The 19,325-nt window shown below is 72.2% G+C and carries 16 protein-coding genes and 1 pseudogene; 13 read left to right on the top strand and 4 right to left on the bottom strand.

Going from position 1 to position 19,325, the window contains the following annotated elements:
- Positions 1-71: 71 nt before the first annotated feature.
- Positions 72-710 (bottom strand): TetR/AcrR family transcriptional regulator, encoded by a 639-nt coding sequence (locus ACFY12_RS31360; RefSeq protein WP_390719327.1) that lies wholly within the window; start codon positions 708-710, stop codon positions 72-74.
- A 94-nt stretch (positions 711-804) separates the two neighbouring features.
- Between ACFY12_RS31360 and ACFY12_RS31365 the strand changes: the two genes are divergently transcribed.
- The 3 genes from ACFY12_RS31365 (at position 805) to ACFY12_RS31375 (ending at position 3,595) form a co-directional block, all read left to right on the top strand.
- Positions 805-1,323, top strand: a complete 519-nt coding sequence (locus tag ACFY12_RS31365; RefSeq protein ID WP_390719328.1) for a PH domain-containing protein — start codon at positions 805-807, stop codon at positions 1,321-1,323.
- A gap of 38 nt (positions 1,324-1,361) precedes the next feature.
- Entirely contained in the window at positions 1,362-2,972 is a 1,611-nt protein-coding gene (locus ACFY12_RS31370) for a PH domain-containing protein (RefSeq protein ID WP_390719329.1), read from the top strand.
- A gap of 209 nt (positions 2,973-3,181) precedes the next feature.
- Entirely contained in the window at positions 3,182-3,595 is a 414-nt protein-coding gene (locus tag ACFY12_RS31375) for an SsgA family sporulation/cell division regulator (RefSeq protein WP_390719330.1), read from the top strand.
- Positions 3,596-3,798: 203 nt separating this feature from the next.
- Here the strand turns inward: ACFY12_RS31375 and ACFY12_RS31380 are convergent, their stop codons facing one another.
- Entirely contained in the window at positions 3,799-4,563 is a 765-nt protein-coding gene (locus ACFY12_RS31380) for a polysaccharide deacetylase family protein (RefSeq protein ID WP_390719331.1), read from the bottom strand.
- A 153-nt stretch (positions 4,564-4,716) separates the two neighbouring features.
- Here ACFY12_RS31380 and ACFY12_RS31385 point away from each other — a divergent pair, with 153 nt between their 5' ends.
- From ACFY12_RS31385 to ACFY12_RS31400, 4 genes are read left to right on the top strand one after another with little or no spacing between them, the layout of a single operon-like run.
- Complete coding sequence (locus ACFY12_RS31385) at positions 4,717-5,424, top strand: response regulator (protein WP_390719332.1); 708 nt, start codon at positions 4,717-4,719, stop codon at positions 5,422-5,424.
- Positions 5,425-5,441: 17 nt separating this feature from the next.
- The gene (locus tag ACFY12_RS31390; RefSeq protein ID WP_390719333.1) at positions 5,442-7,007 is read left to right on the top strand and encodes an ATP-binding protein; all 1,566 of its coding nucleotides are present in this window, start codon (positions 5,442-5,444) and stop codon (positions 7,005-7,007) included.
- Positions 7,004-7,663 (top strand): hypothetical protein, encoded by a 660-nt coding sequence (locus tag ACFY12_RS31395; protein WP_390719334.1) that lies wholly within the window; start codon positions 7,004-7,006, stop codon positions 7,661-7,663. The genes ACFY12_RS31390 and ACFY12_RS31395 overlap by 4 nt, the downstream gene beginning before the upstream one ends.
- A 31-nt stretch (positions 7,664-7,694) precedes the next feature.
- Complete coding sequence (locus ACFY12_RS31400; RefSeq protein WP_390719335.1) at positions 7,695-8,096, top strand: DUF1992 domain-containing protein; 402 nt, start codon at positions 7,695-7,697, stop codon at positions 8,094-8,096.
- 7 nt (positions 8,097-8,103) lie between these two features.
- Here ACFY12_RS31400 and ACFY12_RS31405 read toward each other — a convergent pair whose 3' ends face one another.
- Positions 8,104-9,384: a hypothetical protein gene (locus ACFY12_RS31405; RefSeq protein WP_390719336.1), complete on the bottom strand. Its 1,281-nt coding sequence runs from the start codon at positions 9,382-9,384 to the stop codon at positions 8,104-8,106.
- 232 nt (positions 9,385-9,616) lie between these two features.
- Here ACFY12_RS31405 and ACFY12_RS31410 point away from each other — a divergent pair, with 232 nt between their 5' ends.
- From ACFY12_RS31410 to ACFY12_RS31425, 4 genes are all read left to right on the top strand, one after another.
- Positions 9,617-11,494 (top strand): methylmalonyl-CoA mutase family protein, encoded by a 1,878-nt coding sequence (locus ACFY12_RS31410; RefSeq protein WP_390719337.1) that lies wholly within the window; start codon positions 9,617-9,619, stop codon positions 11,492-11,494.
- Positions 11,495-11,496: 2 nt separating this feature from the next.
- Entirely contained in the window at positions 11,497-13,695 is a 2,199-nt protein-coding gene (gene scpA, locus ACFY12_RS31415) for a methylmalonyl-CoA mutase (RefSeq protein WP_390719428.1), read from the top strand.
- An 11-nt stretch (positions 13,696-13,706) separates the two neighbouring features.
- The gene (gene meaB, locus ACFY12_RS31420; protein ID WP_390719338.1) at positions 13,707-14,708 is read left to right on the top strand and encodes a methylmalonyl Co-A mutase-associated GTPase MeaB; all 1,002 of its coding nucleotides are present in this window, start codon (positions 13,707-13,709) and stop codon (positions 14,706-14,708) included.
- Between the two features lie 159 nt (positions 14,709-14,867).
- The gene (locus ACFY12_RS31425; RefSeq protein WP_390719429.1) at positions 14,868-15,686 is read left to right on the top strand and encodes an ABC transporter ATP-binding protein; all 819 of its coding nucleotides are present in this window, start codon (positions 14,868-14,870) and stop codon (positions 15,684-15,686) included.
- On the opposite strand, the pseudogene ACFY12_RS31430 reads toward ACFY12_RS31425, so the two are convergent.
- A pseudogene (locus ACFY12_RS31430) lies at positions 15,595-16,122 on the bottom strand (DUF6314 family protein); the annotation flags it as partial. The gene ACFY12_RS31425 and the pseudogene ACFY12_RS31430 sit on opposite strands and share 92 nt — an antisense overlap.
- A gap of 189 nt (positions 16,123-16,311) precedes the next feature.
- On the opposite strand from ACFY12_RS31430, the gene ACFY12_RS31435 reads away from it, so the two are divergent.
- Entirely contained in the window at positions 16,312-17,781 is a 1,470-nt protein-coding gene (locus ACFY12_RS31435; protein ID WP_390719430.1) for an aldehyde dehydrogenase family protein, read from the top strand.
- Complete coding sequence (locus tag ACFY12_RS31440; protein WP_390719339.1) at positions 17,778-19,319, top strand: APC family permease; 1,542 nt, start codon at positions 17,778-17,780, stop codon at positions 19,317-19,319. Before ACFY12_RS31435 ends, ACFY12_RS31440 begins: the two co-directional genes overlap by 4 nt.
- Positions 19,320-19,325 lie beyond the last annotated feature (6 nt).

Here is a 19,325-nt window from a genome sequence, read left to right on the forward strand (position 1 = left end):
TGCGTCGGCGGACGGAGTGAACCGTCGGGCGGAGTGAGCCGTCCGACGGGGATGAGACGCTCGATCCGGCTTCAGGGGGCGACGGGGCGGCCGTCGGCGGCAGCCGGGGCCGCGTCTCCGAACAGGTCGGCCAGGTGCCGGTCGAGCAGACGTAGCGCGGTCCGGGGGCCGTGCACATCCAGCAGGACATAGGTGGCGAGCCCGTCGACCAGGCCGATCAGGAGCATCGCCTCGTCCTCGGTGGCGCGTTCCGGCGGCAGCTCACCGCGCGCGGCGGCCAGCCGGAGCTGATCGGCGAAGAAGGCGCGGAGCTGGGGGATGCCCTGTCGGGCTTCGGCGCGCAGGGCTTCGTCATGGACGGCGCGGGCGTAGTAGGCGGCGCCGACCAGCTGGCCGACGCGGCTCTTGTCGTCCAGCGGCAGCATGCCCGACAGGCAGGCGCGCAGTACGTCGCGCGGGGTGCGCGCGCCCGGGAGCGCCTCGATGCGCTCGCGGACGCGGTCGGCGGCCAGCCCATTGATGTGCCGGAGGGCGAAGAGCAGCATCTCGTCCTTGGTGCGGAAGTAGTGCTGGAGCCGGCCGAGCGAGATACCGGCCTCCGCCGCGACATCGCGCAGGCTCGCGCCGTCCAGGCCGCGGGTGCCGGCGATCCGCAAGAGCGCTTCGGAGATCTCCCGGCGCCTGGCTTCGTGATCCACCTTCTTGGGCAAGAACGGAACCTCCGAACCGCTTTTACAAGTCACTCGTATCGCTATAACGTAGCCTACCGCTACTCAATACAACTGACTTGAAACCGGTGATCTCATGTCCGGGCCCGCCGCCCCGCTCCTGCGCCCACCCCGCCACCGCGTCGATCCCCGGGCCCGCCGCTGGTGGACCCTCCAGGCCCTGCTGACGCTCAGCGGCCCGCTGCTGGTCACCGCGCTGGTCATGGCGGTACTGTCGCTCCTCTTCTTCCCCGGCGCGCTGCCATGGCTGGGGCCGTTGCTTCTGGTCGTGCTCGTCCTGCCCGCCGTCGGCTATCTCGCGCTGATGCCGCGGTGGCGGTACGCGGTGCACGCCTGGGAACTGGGCGGGGCGGCGGTCTACGCGGCGAGCGGCTGGTTCTGGCAGAAGCGGCGGATCGCACCGCTGTCCCGGGTGCAGACGGTGGACACGGTGCGCGGACCGCTGCAGCGGCGGTACGGGCTGGCGACGGTCACCGTCACCACCGCGTCGACGGCCGGCGACATCAAGATCGCCGGGCTGTCCGACGCGGACGCCGAGGAGCTTTCCCGGCGGATCGGCGAGGCGGCGCAGGACGTGCCGGGTGATGCCGCATGAGCACGCCGCCCGGACCGGAGGTACCCCCCACGCCGCCCATGCCCCCCACACCCACGCCCACATCCACACCCGCACCCGCCTCTCCCTCCGCCCCCTCCCCTCCCTCCGATCCCTCCGACGCGAGGGCGCAGTGGCGCCGACTGGACCCGCGCACCCTTCTGGTGCACTGCGGCTGGCTGGGGGCACCCCTCGCCTCGTTGGCGCTGACCGCGCTGGCCACCGGGGGCCGGATCACCACCGGCGCCTGGATCACGCTCGGAGCCATCGCCGCCTCGTTCGCCGTCATCACCGCCCTCGGCCTGATCCGCTGGGCGCGCACGGAGTTCCGGGTGACCCCCGACACCCTCACCGTACGGAGCGGGCTGTTCAACCGGCGGCTGCGCAGTGTGCCGCTGCACCGCATCCGCACCGTCGACCTGACGGCGTCACCGCTGCACCGGCTGCTGGGCGTCACCGTGCTGCGGGCGGGTACGGCGGGCTCCGGCGAGAGTGGCGGCGGGCTCTCGCTGGACGCACTCACGGTCGCCGAGGCGGACCGGCTGCGTACGGAGCTGCTCGCCCGGGCCGGTGCCCGGACGGTCGCGGAGGACCCGGTCCTGGCCCGCATCAGCTGGCGCTGGCTGCGCTATGCGCCGCTCACCTTCTGGGTCGTCGGCGGGGTGTTCGCGGTGGCCGGATCGCTCTACCGGGTGCTGGACGGCATCGGCATCGAGCCGTGGAAACTCGGCTTCGTCCGGCGGGCGTTCGACGAGTTCGGCGCGAGCGCGCTCTGGCTGACGATTCCCGCCGCGCTGCTGGCCATAGTCGCGCTCGGCTCGGTCGGCGCCGTCGCGCTCTACGTCGAGAACTGGTGGCAGTACTCCCTGGAGTGGACCGATACCCACACACTGCGGGTGCGACGTGGGCTGTTCACCACCCGCTCGGTGACCATCGAACGGGCCCGGCTGCGCGGTGTGGTGCTGCGGGAACCGCTGCTGTTGCGGGCGGGCGGCGGCGCACTGGTCCGTGCGGTGGCCGGCGGCCTGGGCAACCGCGAGGAGAACCGCAAGCGCAGCGGGCTGCTGCCGCCGGCGCCCCGCCCGGAGGCACTGCGGGTGGCGAGCGGCGCGCTGCGCTCACCGTTTCCCGGAAGTACCCCACCGGCACCCCCCGGAACCCCCGGGAGTAGCGCACCGGCACCACTGGCGCCGCACCCGCGTGCCGCCCTGCGGCGGCGCCGGATGCGCGGACTGCTGTTCGTCGTGCTGCCCGGCACCGCCGTGCTCGCCGGGCTCGGCGCCGCGTTCACGCCCGTCCTGCTGCACTGCGCCTGGATCTACGCGGTGGTCACCACGCCGCTCGTACTGTGGCTGGCCCGGGACGCGTACCGCAGTCTGGGACATGGCATCGAGGGCGGCTGCCTGGTCGCCCGGTCGGGGACCTTCAGCCGCGACACCCTCGCCCTCCAGCGCGAGGCGATCGCGGCCTGGACGTTCTCGACGTCACCGTTCACCCGCCGGTCCGGGCTGGTCACGCTGACCGCCGCGGTGGCGGCGGGCGAGGACGGCTATCACGTCCGGGATCTCGCGGCCGCCGATGCCGCGGGCTTCGCCGCGGCGGCGGCCCCGGGGATCGTGGACGAGTTCCTGGTCCGCCCCACGGGTCGATGACGCCACCCCACGGGTCGATCCCACCGGGCCCCACAGATTGATGGCGCTGTCCGGGCAACACCTGCGATGACCAGGACAACCCATCGTCAAGGTGAGATACATCACACACCTGTCGCGTGCACGGCGAGACCGGACAGACCGTCCTACTGGACGAGCTAGTGCCCATGACCGCTCTTGCCCATGACCGACAGCCGTGAGGGAGCAGCGCGATGAACACCGTCATCGACCAAGCCGTCCAGGTCCGTCTCATCGCGACCACCCCCGGCCCGCACGCGTTCCCGGCCATGCTGCACTACCAGCCCGCCGACCCCCTGGCCGTACGGATGTCCTTCCCGCCGGAGATCTCGCTGGACGGGTCCGCGGTGGACTGGGCGTTCGCCCGCGAGCTCCTGGACGAGGGCCTGCGGACGCCGGCCGGGCGGGGCGACGTCCGGGTACGGCCGTGCGGCCCGGACCGGACGGTGATGGAGTTCCACGCGGAGGAAGGCATCGCCATGCTCCAGTTGAAGACCGCGGACGTGCGGCGGTTCCTCGCCCGTTCCTACGAGGTGGTGCCGTCGGGCGGCGAGGCCGCGCATCTGGGCATGGAGCGCGAGCTGGCGGAGCTGTTCGGCGCGGCGTGACGACGCCGTACCAGTGGATAGCCGCTACCGGCAGATTCCAGGAAGAAATTCAGGAAGAGAAGAGATTCACGACAAGAGCAGGAGAAGAGAAGAGGTTCAGGAAGAGAAAGAGGCCGTCGCCCGGGGAAGCACCCGGGCGACGGCCTTTCCGCGACCATGGCGGCGGCCTCTTCGCGAGCTACCGCCGCCACTCCCTGCCTTGGTCACCGCTGCGGAAACCCGAACCCGTAGCCCTGCTCCTTCATCCACGGCAGCAGCCGGTCCAGCGCCTCGACCGTCCGGGCGCGGTTGCCGCCGCCGTCGTGGAAGAGGATCGTGGGCCCGTTGCGGAGTTCCCCGCGCACCCTCGACTCGATCGTCGCGGCGCTGCCGCCCTCGAAGTCCTTGCTGTCGACCCGCCAGCCCAGTGGACGCATGCCGTGCTGGGCGGCGACCTTGCGGCTGTGGGGGGTGAAGGCGCCGCCGGGGGCGCGGTAGTACTCGACCTTGGCGCCGCCGGCCGCGTCCTCGATCTTCTTCTGTGCGTCGAGGATCTCCCGGGACTGGTAGCTCTCCGGCTTGTGGTCCATACCGGTGTTGTGGCTCATGCTGTGGTCACAGAGCTTGTGTCCGCCGGCCACGACCTTCTTGACCAGGTCGGGGTGGGCCTCGGCCTGCGGGCCGATCATGCAGAAGACCGCCTTGACGTCGTGCTTCTTCAGCACATCGAGGACCTTGGGCGTCCAGGTCGGGTCCGGGCCGTCGTCGATGGTGATGTTCTGGCTGCGGCCGGGACGGTCCGAGGCGTGCACGATGGACGGGTCGACCTGGGCCGTCTCGGGCGGCCGGGCGGAAGCGGAGCTGTCCGCCTCGGCCGTGGAGGTGCCACCGAGCTGGCCGGAGGCGACGGCTCCCACGATCCCCAGCGACACCACCGCCGCCGCCACAACTCCTATGATGCCGCCCTCAATTCCGAAGCGCCGAGCCATCCCGATCCCGTCCCCTTGCGTCGTGCTGGTGTCCGTACCGGACGGAGGCGGGCGATATGTCCACCCGCCGCCTTCCACCACGACAGATGCACCCCGGACGGGACAGGATGCTCCTGTTACGGATCCATCATGAAACTTATTGATACTGGACCCATGCCACGTGTACTTCTGATCGAGGACGACGCCGCCGTTCGGGACGGGGTGACCCTCGCGCTACGGCGGCGCGGCCACGAGGTGGCGGCCGCGGCCAGCGGTGAGGAGGGCCTCACGGTCCTGCCGGTCTTCCGCCCGGACATCGTGCTGCTGGACCTGATGCTGCCCGGCAAGGACGGCTTCGAGATCTGCCGGCTGATCCGCGCCGAACGGCAGCTGCCGATCATCATGCTCACCGCTCGCGGCGACGATCTGGATGTGGTGCTCGGGCTGGAGGCCGGGGCGGACGACTACATCGTCAAGCCGGCCCGCGGTGAGGTCCTCGAAGCGCGCATCCGTGCTGTGCTGCGGCGTACCGCGCTGCCCGCGGACGGTGCGCCGGCGGCCGCGGAGCCGGGACCCGCCCCGGTCGAGACGTACGGCGAACTGGCCATCGACCGGGCCGGTCTGGTCGTCACCAAGGGCGGCAAGGATCTGGCGCTGGCGCCGTCGGAGATGAAGCTGCTGCTGTTCCTGTCCGCGACGCCGGGGCAGGTCTTCAGCCGCCAGCAGTTGCTGGAGCATGTGTGGGAGCACAGCTACCACGGCGATGCGCGGCTGGTGGACGCCTGTGTGATGCGGCTGCGGACGAAGATAGAGGACACCCCGCGCAGCCCCCGGTACGTGCAGACGGTACGGGGCTTCGGCTATCGCTTCGGGCCCCTGTGAAGCCCCACGGCCGCCGGATGCCGTCCCGGCCCCGCGCCCTGACCCTGCTGCGGGGCCTGCGGGCCCGTCTCGTGGTGGGGTTCCTGGTGGTGGCCGCGGTGAGCGCGCTGACCACCGCCCTGCTGACCTACCGCGAGGCCCGTAACGCGATCCTCCAGCGGTCCCAGGACATCGCCGTCAACGATCTGCGGGCGCAGGTCAATTCGCTGGCGCCGGAGCTCTCGGTACCGCCGTCCCAGGCCGACCTGGACAACTTCCGGGTCCAGCTGGAGCGCGCCGGCAAGTCCCGTGACTGGGACATCTCGGTGCACTACCGGGGCGTCCCGGACAGTGCCGAGAACGGGCTCCGGAGCCATCTGGTGATCCCCGCCGAGCTCAAGGCCTCGGTGGACGCGCGCCATGTGCCGGTGTTCCAGCGCATCGACCGGAGCGGCGACCCCTGGCTGCTGATCGGTATGCCGGTCCGGCAGTCCGACGGCCAGGCCTCCGCGCTGTCCGTCTACGCCCGGCTCCCGCTGCATGCCGAGGAGGCCAACGTCGAGGCGCTGGTGAGCGCCGCACAGCGGGGCGCGCTGCCGGTCCTGATCCTCGCGGTGATCCCGGCACTGCTCGCCGCCCGCGGGGTGCTGCGGCCCGTGCGGGGGCTGCGGCAGGCCGCCGGACGGATCGCGGAGGGCAAACTCGACACCCGGCTGGAGGTCAAGGGCGCCGACGAACTCGCCGATCTGTCGCGGACGTTCAACGACATGGCGGCCCGGCTGGAGGAGAGCATGGCCGAGCTGAGGCGGCTGGAGGCCAACTCCCGGCGGTTCGCCGCCGATGTCTCGCACGAACTGCGCACGCCGCTGGCGGCGATGAGCGCGGTCACCGACGTACTCGACGAGGACGCCGACTCCCTCGACCCCGACACCGCCTCCGCGGTCCGGCTGATCAGTCAGGAGACCGGCAAGCTGGCGCGGATGGTGGAGGACCTGATGGAGGTCTCGCGGTTCGACGCCGGGGCCGCGGCGCTCCATCTCGACGAGGTCGACGTCGCCGAGACCATCCGCAAGACGCTGCAGGCCAGGGCCTGGCAGCAGCGGGTGACAGCGGAGCTGCCCGAGGACGTACGGGCCAGGCTCGATCCCCGGCGGCTCGATGTGGTGGTCGCCAACCTGGTCGGCAACGCGCTGCACCACGGCGGTGAGCCGGTCCGGGTGCTGCTGCGCACGCCGGAGCCGGGCGCCGGCCGGCTGCTGATCGAGATCTCCGACAGCGGTCCCGGCATCGACCCCGACGTACTGCCGCACGTTTTCGAGCGCTTCTACAAAGCGGACTCCGCCCGCGCCCGCTCGGAGGGCAGCGGCCTGGGCCTGGCCATCGCCATGGAGAACGTACGGCTGCACGGCGGGACGATGCGGGCCGCCAACTCCCCCGAGGGGGGCGCGGTGTTCACGGTGGACCTGCCGCTGCGGCAGGACGAGCCGGGCGGCGAGGGCGGGACGGACGGAGCACACGCACCGGACGGAGTGGACGGGACCGACGGAGCGGACGGGACGGAGCGCGCGGCAGGCGCCGGAGCCGGGAAGGAGAACGACGGATGACCGCCTGGAACAGGCCGGACGGACTGAACGGCCGGAACGGACGGCGCGCGGTGCGGGCCCGGCGGCGGCTGCTCGGCGGCGTGGCCGGCACCGCACTCGCCGGCGCGCTGGCCGGCTGCGGGATCGCGCCGACCGATGTGATCGACGCCGGCGAGCCCGCGATCGGCGTGAAGTCCCCCGGCCAGCCGGCGGCCGATGTCCAGCTGTTCTTCTACGGAGCGTCCGGACTGCGCTCCGCGACCCGTCCGGCGAAGGCCCCGGTCGACCCGGAGCAAGCCATCGAGCTGCTGATGAAGGGGCCGAACCACGCCGAGCGGATGCGCGGCCTGACCACCGCCCTGTCGACATTCCCCGGCCCGCTGACCGTCGCCACCGGCGAGGGTACCGTCACGATCACTCTGCCGAGGAAGTCCGGGCCGCCGGGCTCCGCCTCACTGAACCAGCTGGTGTGCACCGCGGCCAATGCCCGGGTGCCCGGCGGCGGGCCGCCGGAGCGGGTCGCCGTGACACTGGTGGGTGCGACGTTCCGGCTCAACCCCATGGTGTGCGGCGGAAACAACGCCTTCCCGGTGGTCCAGCCGAGCCCGAGCGGCGCGACGGACAGCGGTGACGGTACGAGCGGTACCGGCACCGCGAACGACAGCGGCGTAGGCTGACAGATACCACCGCACCCTGGGGAGATATGCGATGACCGAGCGCAAACCACCCGGCGTCACCTTCGAGACCTGGGTCGACAAGCAGATCCGCGAGGCAACGGAGCGCGGCGACTTCGCCGATCTGCCCGGGGCCGGCAAGCCCCTCCCGCACCTCGACCGGCCGTACGACGACATGTGGTGGGTCAGGGAGAAGATGGACCGGGAGAATCTCTCCTGCCTTCCGCCGAGCCTCGCTCTGCGCAAGGAGGCCGAGGAGGCCCTGAAGGCGGCGGCCGACGCCCCGTCCGAGGCCGCGCTGCGCCGCATCCTCACCGCGGTCAACGAGCGGATCCGGGCGGCACTGCGCACCCCGCTCGACGGCCCGCCGCTGCATCTCGTTCCGTTCGACATCGACGAGCAGGCCCGTAAGTGGCGGGAGCGGCACGGCAGTTGATTCTGCGTCACGGCTCCGTGTCCGCCGCCATCCGCACCCGCAGGAACCGGGGCCGGTACAGGTCCACATCGCCGTTGAGCCGGGCGTCGGGCGGGACGCCGGGCGGGCCCAGCCAGTTGACGTCATAGCTGAGCAGGAGGCGCCCGTCCGTGGTGAACTCCGGGTGGGCCTGGGGGTTGTAGACGATGACGTAGCGGGGGTCGGGTGCGGGCGGGCGGGGCGGCGTGAGGCGGCCGTTCGGGCCGTGCCAGGGGCCCTGGGGTGAGCAGGACCAGTAGCTGGTGAGGGCCTGTGTCGCGGCCGTGCCGTCTCCCCCGGTGTCCATGGTGAACAGCACCCAGGCGGGGCCCTCCCGTACGACGGTGAACCCGGTGCCGACGCCGCGCCGTCCGCCGTCCCGCAGCACCGGCACGGCCTGTTCGGGACTCCGCCGCCAGTGGGTGCCGTCCCAGAAGCGCCAGCCGCCCCGGTCGGCGAGCCGCCCGGCCGGGACCCGTGCGAGGTAGGCGCTGGAGCCCGGCGCGGACGGCGATTCGTCGGCACCGAAGACATACGTCCAGCCGCCCTCGCCGACGGCGGCGGCGCCGTAGAGGACGCGCCGCTCCGGGTCGGTGACGGCGCTCTGGCCGACCGCCTCCCGGATGCTCTCCAGCCGCAGCCCTGGCAGCGACAGCGTGGCGACGTCCGTGGCGCGCGGGACCCCGAAGATCCACGGCCCGGTTCCGGGCGCGCGGTTCCACAGCAGTACCCGGACCACCTTCTCCCGGGATCCGGGCGTACGGGGTTCCACGCGGGCGCGGACGGGCCAGCGCAAGCCGCCGTCCGCCGGGTCGGGGAAGAACGGGCCGGGTCCATCCGGGGTGCGGCCGGTCAGGGTGCGCTCCAGCCGGCCCGAACGGGACATCAATACGGCGGAGTTGTGGCGGAGGAAGGGCGGCCGCCCGTTGTCCGCGGTGCGCCAGGAGTGGGGCTCCCCCTGAGGGTTGGGCGGCGGGTGGATCCGGTCGAGGAAGGTGTCGGAGAAGAGCCAGAGGGTCCGGCCGTCGGGCAGGCGCACCGAGTGGGTGCCGTCACCGCCGGTCCAGTCGTCCACCCTGGTGTTGTCATCGCCGTACCGGACGAATTCCGCGATCTGCCGGGAGTCGGCCGACCAGGAAGCGATCCGGCGTGCGGTACAGCCCGCGGCGTGGCCGGGGGACTCGGCTCCCGGCACCGCGCAGACCAGCGCGGCGGCGGCCAGCAGCAGCGTGGCGACGGGCTTGGTGCGGATGCCCGGTGACTGGTCCATCGTGCTCCTCCGTCCGGGAGCCGCGCCCACCGCGGCGAACCGGCCACCGTGACCAACCGTCCAACCCCCTGAACGGTCACCGCCGGAGCCCAGGAGCACCTGCCACCGCACGGAATGGACAGGAAGGTCCTTGGCAGGTCAATGGACAGGAAGTTCCCTGGCAGGTCAACGAGTGCAACATCACAGCCGGCGCCCCTGCTCCGGCTAACGGTCGTTCGCCTAGCCTGCTGCCATGACCGCCGAGTCCCCCGAACTCCCCCTGGCCGCCGCCTTCCCGGATGCCGACCGAGAGCAGTGGCAGCGCCTCGTCGAAGGCGTACTGCGCAAATCGGGCGTCACGGAAGCCACGGGACCCGCCGCCGAGGACGCGCTCGCCACGGATCTCCAGGACGGCATCCGCGTCCGGCCGCTCTACACCGCCGAGGACGGCGGCACCGCCCTGGGGCACCCCGGTTTCCCGCCCTTCCTACGGGCCGGCCGGCCCGAGGGCACGGCCGTCGGAGGCTGGGACGTACGCCAGCGCCATGTGCAGACCGATCCGCGGCGCGCCAACGAAGCGGTGCTCGCGGACCTGGAGAACGGCAGCACCTCCCTCTGGCTGACCGTCGGGGACGGCGGGATCCCGGTGACCGGTCTGGAGGAGGCACTCCGGGGCGTCTATCTCGACCTGGCCGCGGTGGTCCTGGACGCGGGCGCCGACTTCGTCCCGGCGGCGGAGGAGTATCTGCGGCTGTACACGGCGTCCGGGGCGCCGCTGAGCGAGGCCGTCGGCTGCCTGGGCGCCGATCCGCTCGGTCTGCTGGCCCGTACCGGCGACGACAGCAAGCTGCGGGTCCAGCTCGAGGCCGCGGCCCGGCTGGCCGGACGCTGTGCCGCCGAGGCACCGGGGGTGCGGGCCTGGGCGGTGGACGCGCTGCCGTACCACGAGGCGGGCGGTTCGGCCGCGGAGGAGCTGGGCACCTCGCTGGCCACCGGCGTCGCCGCGCTGCGGCAGCTGACCGCTGCCGGGCTCGGTATCGACGACGCCTGCCGGCAGCTGGAGTTCCGCTACGCCGCCACCGCGGACCAGTTCCTGACCATCGCCAAGCTGCGCGCGGCCCGCCGGCTGTGGGCGCGGGTCGCCGAGGTGTGCGGGGCCTCGCCCGAGGCGTCCGCGCAGCGCCAGCACGCGGTCACCTCCTCGGTGATGATGACCCGTCGGGACCCGTGGGTGAACATGCTGCGCACCACGGTCGCCGGTCTGGCGGCCGGTGTGGGCGGCGCGGACGCGGTGACGGTGCTGCCGTTCGACGCCGCGCTGGGCCTGTCCGACGCCTTCGCCCGCCGGATCGCCCGTAACACCCAGTCGGTGCTGCTGGAGGAGTCTCATCTGTCGAAGGTGATCGACCCGGCGGGCGGCTCCTGGTACGTGGAGCGCCTCACCGATGAACTGGCCCGCGCGGGTTGGGCGTTCTTCCAGGAGGTCGAGGCGGCGGGCGGGCAGGCCGCGGCGCTGCGCTCCGGGAAGCTCGCCGAGCGCCTCGCGCGCACCTGGGAGCGCCGCACCGAGGACCTCCGGCACCGCCGTGAACCGATCACCGGCGTCAGCGAGTTCCCGCACCTCGCCGAGCAGCCGGTGCACCGCGAGCCGGCCCCCGCGCCGGTGCGCGGAGGGCTGCCGCGGGTCCGCCGGGACGATGCGTACGAGCTGCTGCGGGCGCGTTCCGACGCGCATCTGGCGGCGGCCGGCGCCCGCCCGAAGGTCTTCCTGGCCGCGCTCGGCCCCGTAGCGGCGCACACCGCCCGGGTGACATTCGCCGCCAACCTCTTCCAGGCGGGCGGCATCGAGGCCGTCCAGGAGGCCGTGGATGCGGGGTCGGTGGCGGAGGCGTTCGCCCGCAGCGGCGCGCGGACCGCGTGTCTGTGCTCCAGCGACGGGGTGTACGGGGAGCAGGCGGCGGAGGCGGCGGGCGCGCTGAAGTCCGCGGGGGCGCTGCGGGTGTACCTGGCGGGCAAGCCGGGCGAGCGCCGGGAGGAGTACGTACGCGCCGGTGTGGACGCGTTCGTCTTCGCCGGCTGTGACGCGGTCGGGGTGCTGTCCTCGGCCCTGGACATCGTGGAGGTGGCGTGACGATGGGCATCCCGGACTTCACCGGGGTCGAGCTGGGCGAGCCGGCCGCCTCGGCCGACGCCGGGCAGTGGGCCGCGGCCGTGGCGCAGGCCACCGGCAAGGCCGTCGAGGACCTGACCTGGGAGACGCCGGAGGGCATCGACGTCAAGCCGCTCTACACCGGGGCGGACCTCGACGGCCTGGACTTCCTGGGCACTTATCCGGGAATCACGCCGTATCTGCGCGGCCCGTATCCGACCATGTACGTCAACCAGCCCTGGACGATCCGGCAGTACGCCGGCTTCTCCACGGCCGAGGAGTCCAACGCCTTCTACCGCCGCAACCTCGCGGCCGGCCAGAAGGGCCTGTCGGTCGCCTTCGACCTGCCGACGCACCGCGGTTACGACAGCGACCATCCGAGGGTCACCGGCGATGTCGGCATGGCGGGCGTGGCGATCGACTCGATCTACGACATGCGGCAGCTCTTCCAGGGCATCCCGCTGGACAAGATGACGGTGTCGATGACGATGAACGGCGCGGTCCTGCCCGTTCTCGCCCTCTACATCGTGGCCGCCGAGGAGCAGGGCGTTCCGCCCGAAAAGCTGGCCGGGACCATCCAGAACGACATCCTCAAGGAGTTCATGGTCCGCAACACCTATATCTATCCGCCGCAGCCGTCGATGCGGATCATCTCCGACATCTTCGCGTACACCTCGCAGAAGATGCCGCGCTACAACTCCATCTCGATCTCCGGCTACCACATCCAGGAGGCGGGTGCCACGGCCGACCTGGAGCTGGCGTACACCCTGGCCGACGGGGTGGAGTACCTCCGCGCGGGCCTGGCGGCCGGTATGGACGTGGACTCCTTCGCCCCGCGCCTCTCCTTCTTCTGGGCCATCGGCATGAACTTCTTCATGGAGATCGCCAAGCTGCGCGCGGCCCGGCTGCTGTGGGCACGGCTGGTCCAGCGCTTCGAGCCCAAGAACCCCAAGTCCCTTTCGCTGCGCACTCATTCGCAGACCTCGGGCTGGTCGCTGACCGCGCAGGACGTCTTCAACAACGTCACCCGGACGTGTGTGGAGGCGATGGCTGCCACACAGGGCCACACCCAGTCCCTGCACACCAACGCGCTCGACGAGGCGCTCGCCCTGCCCACCGACTTCTCCGCCCGGATCGCGCGCAACACCCAGCTCTTCCTCCAGCAGGAGTCGGGCACCTGCCGGGTCATCGACCCGTGGGGCGGCAGCGCCTACGTCGAGCGGCTCACCCACGATCTGGCGAAGCGGGCCTGGCAGCACATCGAGGAGGTCGAGGCGGCCGGCGGGATGGCGAAGGCGATCGACGCGGGCATCCCGAAGCTGCGGGTGGAGGAGGCGGCGGCCCGTACCCAGGCGCGGATCGACTCCGGACGGCAGGCGCTCATCGGCGTCAACAAGTACCGGGCGGAGAGCGACGAGGAGATCGAGGTCCTCAAGGTCGACAACTCCGCGGTGCGCGCCCAGCAGATCGAGAAGCTGAAGCGGCTGCGCGCCGAGCGCGACGAGGCGGCCTGCCAGGGTGCGCTGCGGGCGCTGACCGAGGCGGCAAGGGCCGGTTCCGGCAAGGGACTTGAGCGCAATCTGCTCGCCCTGGCGGTGAACGCGGCCCGCGCCATGGCGACCGTCGGCGAGATCTCGGACGCCCTGGAGGAGGTCTACGGGCGGCACTCCGGCCAGATCCGTACGATCTCCGGTGTGTACCGAGACGAAGCGGGCCCCTCCTCCGGTGTCGAGCGCACCCGGGCGCTGGTGGCCGAGTTCGAGCGCGCCGAGGGGCGCCGGCCGCGCATCCTGGTGGCCAAGATGGGGCAGGACGGCCATGACCGCGGCCAGAAGGTGATCGCCACGGCCTTCGCCGACCTGGGCTTCGACGTCGATGTCGGCCCGCTGTTCCAGACGCCTGCCGAGGTCGCCCGGCAGGCGGTCGAGGCGGATGTGCACATCGTCGGGGTGTCGTCGCTGGCCGCGGGCCATCTGACGCTGCTGCCGGCGCTGCGGGAGGCGCTGGCCGCCGAGGACCGGGACGACATCACGGTCGTGGTGGGCGGGGTGATCCCGCCGCAGGACGTCCAGCCGCTGCGCGACATGGGCGCCGCCGCGGTCTTCCTGCCCGGCACGGTGATCCCCGACGCCGCCCACGACCTGGTGCGGGACCTGGCGTCGGCCCTGGGCCACGAGCTGTAGAGCGGGGGGTCATGCCTGCGACGATCGATGTCGGACGGTACGCCGAGGGGGTCCGGGCGGGCTCCCGGGCGTGGATCGCCCGCGCCGTCACCCTGGTGGAGTCCACCCGCCCCGACCACCGGGCGGCGGCCCAGCGGCTGCTGGTCGAGCTGCTGCCGTACTCCGGCGCGGCCCGCAGAGTGGGCATCAGCGGGGTGCCGGGCGTCGGCAAGTCGACCTTCATCGACGCGCTCGGCAGTCTGCTGACGGGAATGGGGCACCGGGTGGCGGTGCTCGCCGTCGACCCGTCCTCCAGCCGTACCGGCGGCTCCATCCTGGGCGACAAGACCCGGATGGAGCGGCTGGCGACCGACCCCGCGGCGTTCGTCCGCCCCTCCCCCACGTCCGGCACGCTGGGCGGTGTGGCGCGCGCGACCCGCGAGTCCATCGTCGTCATGGAGGCCGCGGGCTACGACGTCGTCCTGGTGGAGACCGTCGGTGTCGGCCAGTCCGAGACCGCGGTCGCCAACATGGTCGACACCTTCCTCCTGCTGACCCTGGCCCGCACCGGTGACCAGCTCCAGGGCATCAAGAAGGGCGTACTGGAGCTGGCGGACCTGGTGTCCGTCAACAAGGCCGACGGTCCGCACGAGAAGGACGCCCGCGCCGCGGCCCGCGAACTGTCCGGCGCGCTCCGCCTGTTGCACGGTCCCAACTCCGCCTGGACGCCGCCCGTCCTCACCTGCAGCGCCCGCGAGGGGACCGGTCTGAAGGGGGTCTGGGAGCGGGTCGAGGCGCACCGTGCCCTGCTCGAATCCACCGGGGCGCTGGCCGAGCGGCGCCGCGTCCAGCAGGTCGACTGGACGTGGTCGATGGTCCGCGAACGGCTCATCGACCGCCTTCGGGAGCACCCCGAGGTCCGCCGGCTGGGCCCGGAGGTCGAACGCGCGGTGCGCGACGGCGAACTCACCGCCACGCTGGCGGCGGAGCGACTGCTGGCGGCGTTCGGGCTGCTGGACGGCGCCTCCGGCTGAAGGGGCCGGTGCACCCGGCCGACGGGGACGGTACGCCGGCCGGCGCACTGATTCTCATCGCTCTCTCACCCAGCGCTTATGAGCTGGTCACACCGTGTTCCTACGGTCGCCGAAGGCTCGTCGCGCACCCGGTGCGGCGGCCCGGAGGAAGAGGGCACCATGTACCACCTGACCGGCGTGACCAAGTACTACCGCAACGGCCGGGACAGGGACGTGGTGCGGGCGCTGGACGGTGTCGGACTGTACGTCGAGGAGGGCGGCGGCCTCGTCGTCCGGGGTCCGGCCGGGTCGGGCACGTCCACGCTGCTGCGGGTCCTCGGCGGTCTGGAGCGTCCGAGCGGCGGCACTGTGGTGCTGAACGGCACGGATCTGGCCACCGTGACGGAGTGCCGGCTGTCCCGGATCCGGGCGGAGTCGATCGGCATGGTGCACGGCGGGGGACGTCCGGGGCGTGCGGGGCTCCCGGGGTATGCGGCGCTCTGGCCCGGGCTCACCGCGCAGCAGAACGTGGCGAGCGTACTGGTGCCGCTGCGGCTGCGCCCCGCCGACTGCCGGGAACTGGCCGCGACGGCGCTGGCGGACGTCGGGCTGGGACATCGGCTGGAGCGCCTTCCGGGCGAGCTGGACGCCGGGGAGCGGCGGCGGGTGGCGCTTGCCCGGGCCCTGGTGAAACGTCCGGCGGTGCTGCTGGCGGACCGGCCCACGGCGGGCCTGACCGCCGCGGCCCGTGCGGAGATCATCGAGCTGTTCGAGCGGCTGTGGGGAGAACGCCGGCTCAGCTGCGTCGTGGCCACCGAGGACGAGGCCCTCGTCCGGCGGGCGCCGCGGCTGGCGACGCTCTCGGCGGGGAGGATCACGTCTGTCGTTCGTCAGGTTCGCCGGGAGAGACCCTTCGGTACACCGACCGCAGCAGCTGGTCCTTGGCCGGACCGGCGACCCGCCACTCCAGGTGCCACTCGTCGGCGGCAACCGCGGTGAAGGTGCCCTCGTAGCGGTCCTCGGCGCAGGGGTGGACGGCGGTCCAGCGGCCGGTCCGCAGGTCGAGGTCGTGGAAGGGGCGGCCGTCGGCGAACCGGACCTCGGCGGTGCCGTCGGGGCGGGGGCACAGATACAGCGTGCGCTGCGCGGGGTAGGACGTACCGTCCCAGGTCAGCCGCCCGGTTTCGGCATGCAGCAGGACGTCCGCCGGCAGCGCGCCCACCGTGGCCTCCGCGACATCACCAGCCACGGCGTCACCGGCTGCGGCGTCACCGGCCACGGCGGGCCGGAACTCGGCGGTCCCGCGGAAGCTGCCCGTCGCACCGGCCCGCAGGTCGCATACGGTCCGCTCGATGCGCCACCGGCCGGAGAGGTAGGCGGCGGCGTCCGGGACCGGGTACGGGTGCGGGACAGGGTCCCGCCGGCTCGACGACATCCCCCCATTCTCGCCGTGCGGACCCGCGTTCTCGCCGGGTGGGCCCCCCTTCTCGCCGTGCGGACCCGCAGCGGCCGCCTTACGCTCGGTGCAGTGATCGTCACCGAGGCCCGGCGGCCGTGCGCCGTCGGCCAGGCACCGCGCCCGCCGCTGCCGCCTCGTACGAGCCCGGAACCGAAAGGCACCCCCATGCCGGAGCTGTTCATCGGAGGTCAGTGGACCACGGCGGCCGACGGGCAGGTGCGGGAGATCCGCTGCCCCGCGGACGGCACGCTGGTCGCCACCGTCGACGAGGGCGGGCCGAAGGACGCGGCGGCGGCGGTCACCGCGGCCCGTACGGCCTTCGACGACGGTTCCTGGCCGCGCACCCCGGCGGCCGAGCGCGGCCGGCTGGTGCTGCGCGTCGCCGAGCTGCTGGACCGCGACCGGGAAGCGCTGGCCCGGGCGGAGTCCCTCGACACCGGAAAACGGCTGGTGGAGAGCGGATACGACATGGACGACATCGCCAACTGCTTCCGCTACTTCGGCAACCTCGGTGCGGCCGGCGGCACCGACCGGGTGGTGGACACCGGTATCCCGGAAGCCGACAGCACGGTGCGGCACGAGCCGGTCGGGGTCTGCGCGCTGATCACGCCGTGGAACTATCCGCTGCTGCAGACCGCCTGGAAGGTCGCGCCTGCGCTGGTCGCGGGCGACACATTCGTCCTGAAGCCCAGCGAGCTCACCCCGCACACCGCGATCCACCTGATGCGGCTGCTGGAGGAGGCCGGGGTGCCGGCCGGCACCGCGAACCTGGTGCTGGGCACCGGCCCGCTGGTGGGCGCACCGCTGACCGAGGACCCGCGGGTGGACATGGTGTCGTTCACCGGGGGTCTGGCCACGGGGAAGCGGATCATGGCCGCGGCCGCGCCCACGGTGAAGAAGATCGCCCTGGAGCTGGGCGGCAAGAACCCGAACATCGTCTTCGCGGACGCCGACTTCGACACCGCGGTCGACTACGCCCTGACCGCGGTCTTCCTGCACTCCGGACAGGTCTGCTCGGCGGGCGCCCGGCTGCTGGTCCAGGACGAGCTGCACGACGCGTTCGTCGATGAGCTGGTCTCCCGCGCCCAGCGGATCCGGCTGGGCGGACCGTTCGACGAGTTCGCCCGTACCGGCCCGCTGATCTCCGCGGAGCACCGCGCCAAGGTCGAGGCGTACGTGGCGGCGGGGCTCGACGAGGGCGCGGTACTGCTCTGCGGCGGCTCGGCGCCCGACGACCCGTCGCTCTCGAACGGCTTCTACTACCTGCCGACCGTGCTGGACGAGTGCACACCGGACATGTCCGTGGTGCGGGACGAGTCGTTCGGCCCGGTGCTGACCATCGAGCGGTTCCGCGACGAGGAGGAGGCGGTCTCGCTCGCCAATGACACGGTGTACGGGCTGGCCGGGGCGGTGTGGACGCAGAACAGCGAGCGGGCGCACCGGGTGGCCGGCCGGCTGCGCGCGGGGACGGTGTGGATCAACGACTTCCACCCCTACGTACCGCAGGCGGAGTGGGGCGGGATGAAGCAGTCGGGCATCGGACGGGAGCTGGGGCCGGCGGGACTGGCGGAGTACCAGGAGGCCAAGCACATCTGGCGGAACACCGCGCCGCGGCCGCAGAGGTGGTTCGAGTGACCGGTCCCGGCCACGACGACGAATCGCTTGCCGAACTCGGCTACAAGCCCGAACTGAAGCGCACCCTGGGCGACTTCCACACCTTCGCGGCCGGTATCAGCTATATCTCGATCCTCACCGGTACTTTCCAGCTGTTCTACTTCGGTGTGGCCCACGGCGGCCCGGCGTACTGGTGGTCCTGGCCGATGGTCTTCGCCGGGCAGCTGATGGTGGCGCTCTGCTTCTGCGAACTGGCCGCCCGCTATCCGGTGGCCGGCTCGATCTACAACTGGGCGAAGCAGCTGGGCGGCCCGCACATCGGGTGGCTGGGCGGCTGGATGATGCTGACCGCGTCGATGGTGTCGCTGGCCGCGGTGGCCCTGGCGTACCAGGTGACGCTGCCGCAGATCTCGTCGTGGTTCCAGTTCATCGGCGACGGCTCCGGGAAGTCGGCGGCCGCCAACGCGGTGGTGCTCGGCACCGTACTCGTCGCCTTCACCACTCTGGTCAACGCCTTCGGCGTCCGGCTGATGGCGCGGATCAACTCGGCCGGTGTGGCGATCGAGCTGATCGCCGCCGTCGTGCTGGTGCTGCTGCTCGCCGCGCACATCGTCCGCAGTCCCGCCGCGCTCACCGAGACGTACGACCTGGGCAAGGGGGAATCCCTCGGCTACGTCGGGGCGTTCCTGACCGCGTCGCTGGCCTCGGCGTATGTCATGTACGGCTTCGACACGGCCTCCTCGCTCGGCGAGGAGTCCAAGGACCCGGCCCGCAACGCACCCCGGGCGATCCTGCGGGCGCTGCTCGCGTCCTTCCTCATCGGCGGGCTGATCCTGCTGTTCGCGCTGCTCGCCGTGCCCGATCTGCACGCCAAGGAGCTGTCGGTGGACGGGCTGCAGTACGTGGTGCTGGCGACGCTCGGCTCGGCCGTGGGGCAGATCGTGCTCTGGTGTGTGGTGATCGCGATCACGGTGTGCGAGCTGGCGGTGCACACCGCGGCCATCCGGCTGGCGTTCGCGATGGCCCGGGACAACAACCTGCCGGCCTCGGCGCGGCTCGCCAAGGTCAGCCCCCGCTTCCAGACGCCGGTGCTGCCGGCCGTGATCATCGGTCTGGTGGCGGTCGCTGTCCTGGTCCTCAACGTCAACCAGCCGCAGATCTTCTCGGTGATCACCAGCATCGCGATCATCATGATCTATCTGGCGTATGTGTCCGTCACCCTGCCGATGCTGGTGCAGCGGCTGCGCGGGAGATGGACGCCGGTGCCAGGCCGGTTCTCCCTCGGCGCGTTCGGACTCCCGGTGAACGTCCTCGCGGTCCTCTGGGGTCTCGGGATGTCCCTCAACCTCGCCTGGCCACGCGCCGCGGTCTACAACGCGACCGGGCCGCAGCACTGGTATCTGCGCTGGGGCGCGTTCCTGTTCATCGGTGTCGTGGCGGTCGGCGGGTTCACCTACTACTGGTTCGTCCAGCGGAAGAAGACGGGCGTACTGGCCGCGCACGCCGCCGTCCTGCCCGACGACGGCACCCCGGGCTCCCCCACCACCCCCACCGCCTGACAGGAG

The sequence above is a fragment of the Streptomyces sp. NPDC001339 genome (assembly GCF_042895955.1).
GTDB lineage: Bacteria > Actinomycetota > Actinomycetes > Streptomycetales > Streptomycetaceae > Streptomyces.

Coding starts and splice junctions, on each gene's coding strand:
- ACFY12_RS31410 (WP_390719337.1), top strand. CDS start 9,617: ATGACCGCCGAGTCCCCCGAACTCCCCCTGGCCGCCGCCTTCCCGGAT.
- ACFY12_RS31425 (WP_390719429.1), top strand. CDS start 14,868: ATGTACCACCTGACCGGCGTGACCAAGTACTACCGCAACGGCCGGGAC.
- ACFY12_RS31365 (WP_390719328.1), top strand. CDS start 805: ATGTCCGGGCCCGCCGCCCCGCTCCTGCGCCCACCCCGCCACCGCGTC.
- ACFY12_RS31400 (WP_390719335.1), top strand. CDS start 7,695: ATGACCGAGCGCAAACCACCCGGCGTCACCTTCGAGACCTGGGTCGAC.
- meaB (WP_390719338.1), top strand. CDS start 13,707: ATGCCTGCGACGATCGATGTCGGACGGTACGCCGAGGGGGTCCGGGCG.
- ACFY12_RS31390 (WP_390719333.1), top strand. CDS start 5,442: ATGCCGTCCCGGCCCCGCGCCCTGACCCTGCTGCGGGGCCTGCGGGCC.
- ACFY12_RS31370 (WP_390719329.1), top strand. CDS start 1,362: ATGCCCCCCACACCCACGCCCACATCCACACCCGCACCCGCCTCTCCC.
- ACFY12_RS31380 (WP_390719331.1), bottom strand. CDS start 4,563: ATGGCTCGGCGCTTCGGAATTGAGGGCGGCATCATAGGAGTTGTGGCG.
- ACFY12_RS31375 (WP_390719330.1), top strand. CDS start 3,182: ATGAACACCGTCATCGACCAAGCCGTCCAGGTCCGTCTCATCGCGACC.
- ACFY12_RS31385 (WP_390719332.1), top strand. CDS start 4,717: ATGCCACGTGTACTTCTGATCGAGGACGACGCCGCCGTTCGGGACGGG.
- ACFY12_RS31395 (WP_390719334.1), top strand. CDS start 7,004: ATGACCGCCTGGAACAGGCCGGACGGACTGAACGGCCGGAACGGACGG.
- scpA (WP_390719428.1), top strand. CDS start 11,497: ATGGGCATCCCGGACTTCACCGGGGTCGAGCTGGGCGAGCCGGCCGCC.
- ACFY12_RS31435 (WP_390719430.1), top strand. CDS start 16,312: ATGCCGGAGCTGTTCATCGGAGGTCAGTGGACCACGGCGGCCGACGGG.
- ACFY12_RS31405 (WP_390719336.1), bottom strand. CDS start 9,384: ATGGACCAGTCACCGGGCATCCGCACCAAGCCCGTCGCCACGCTGCTG.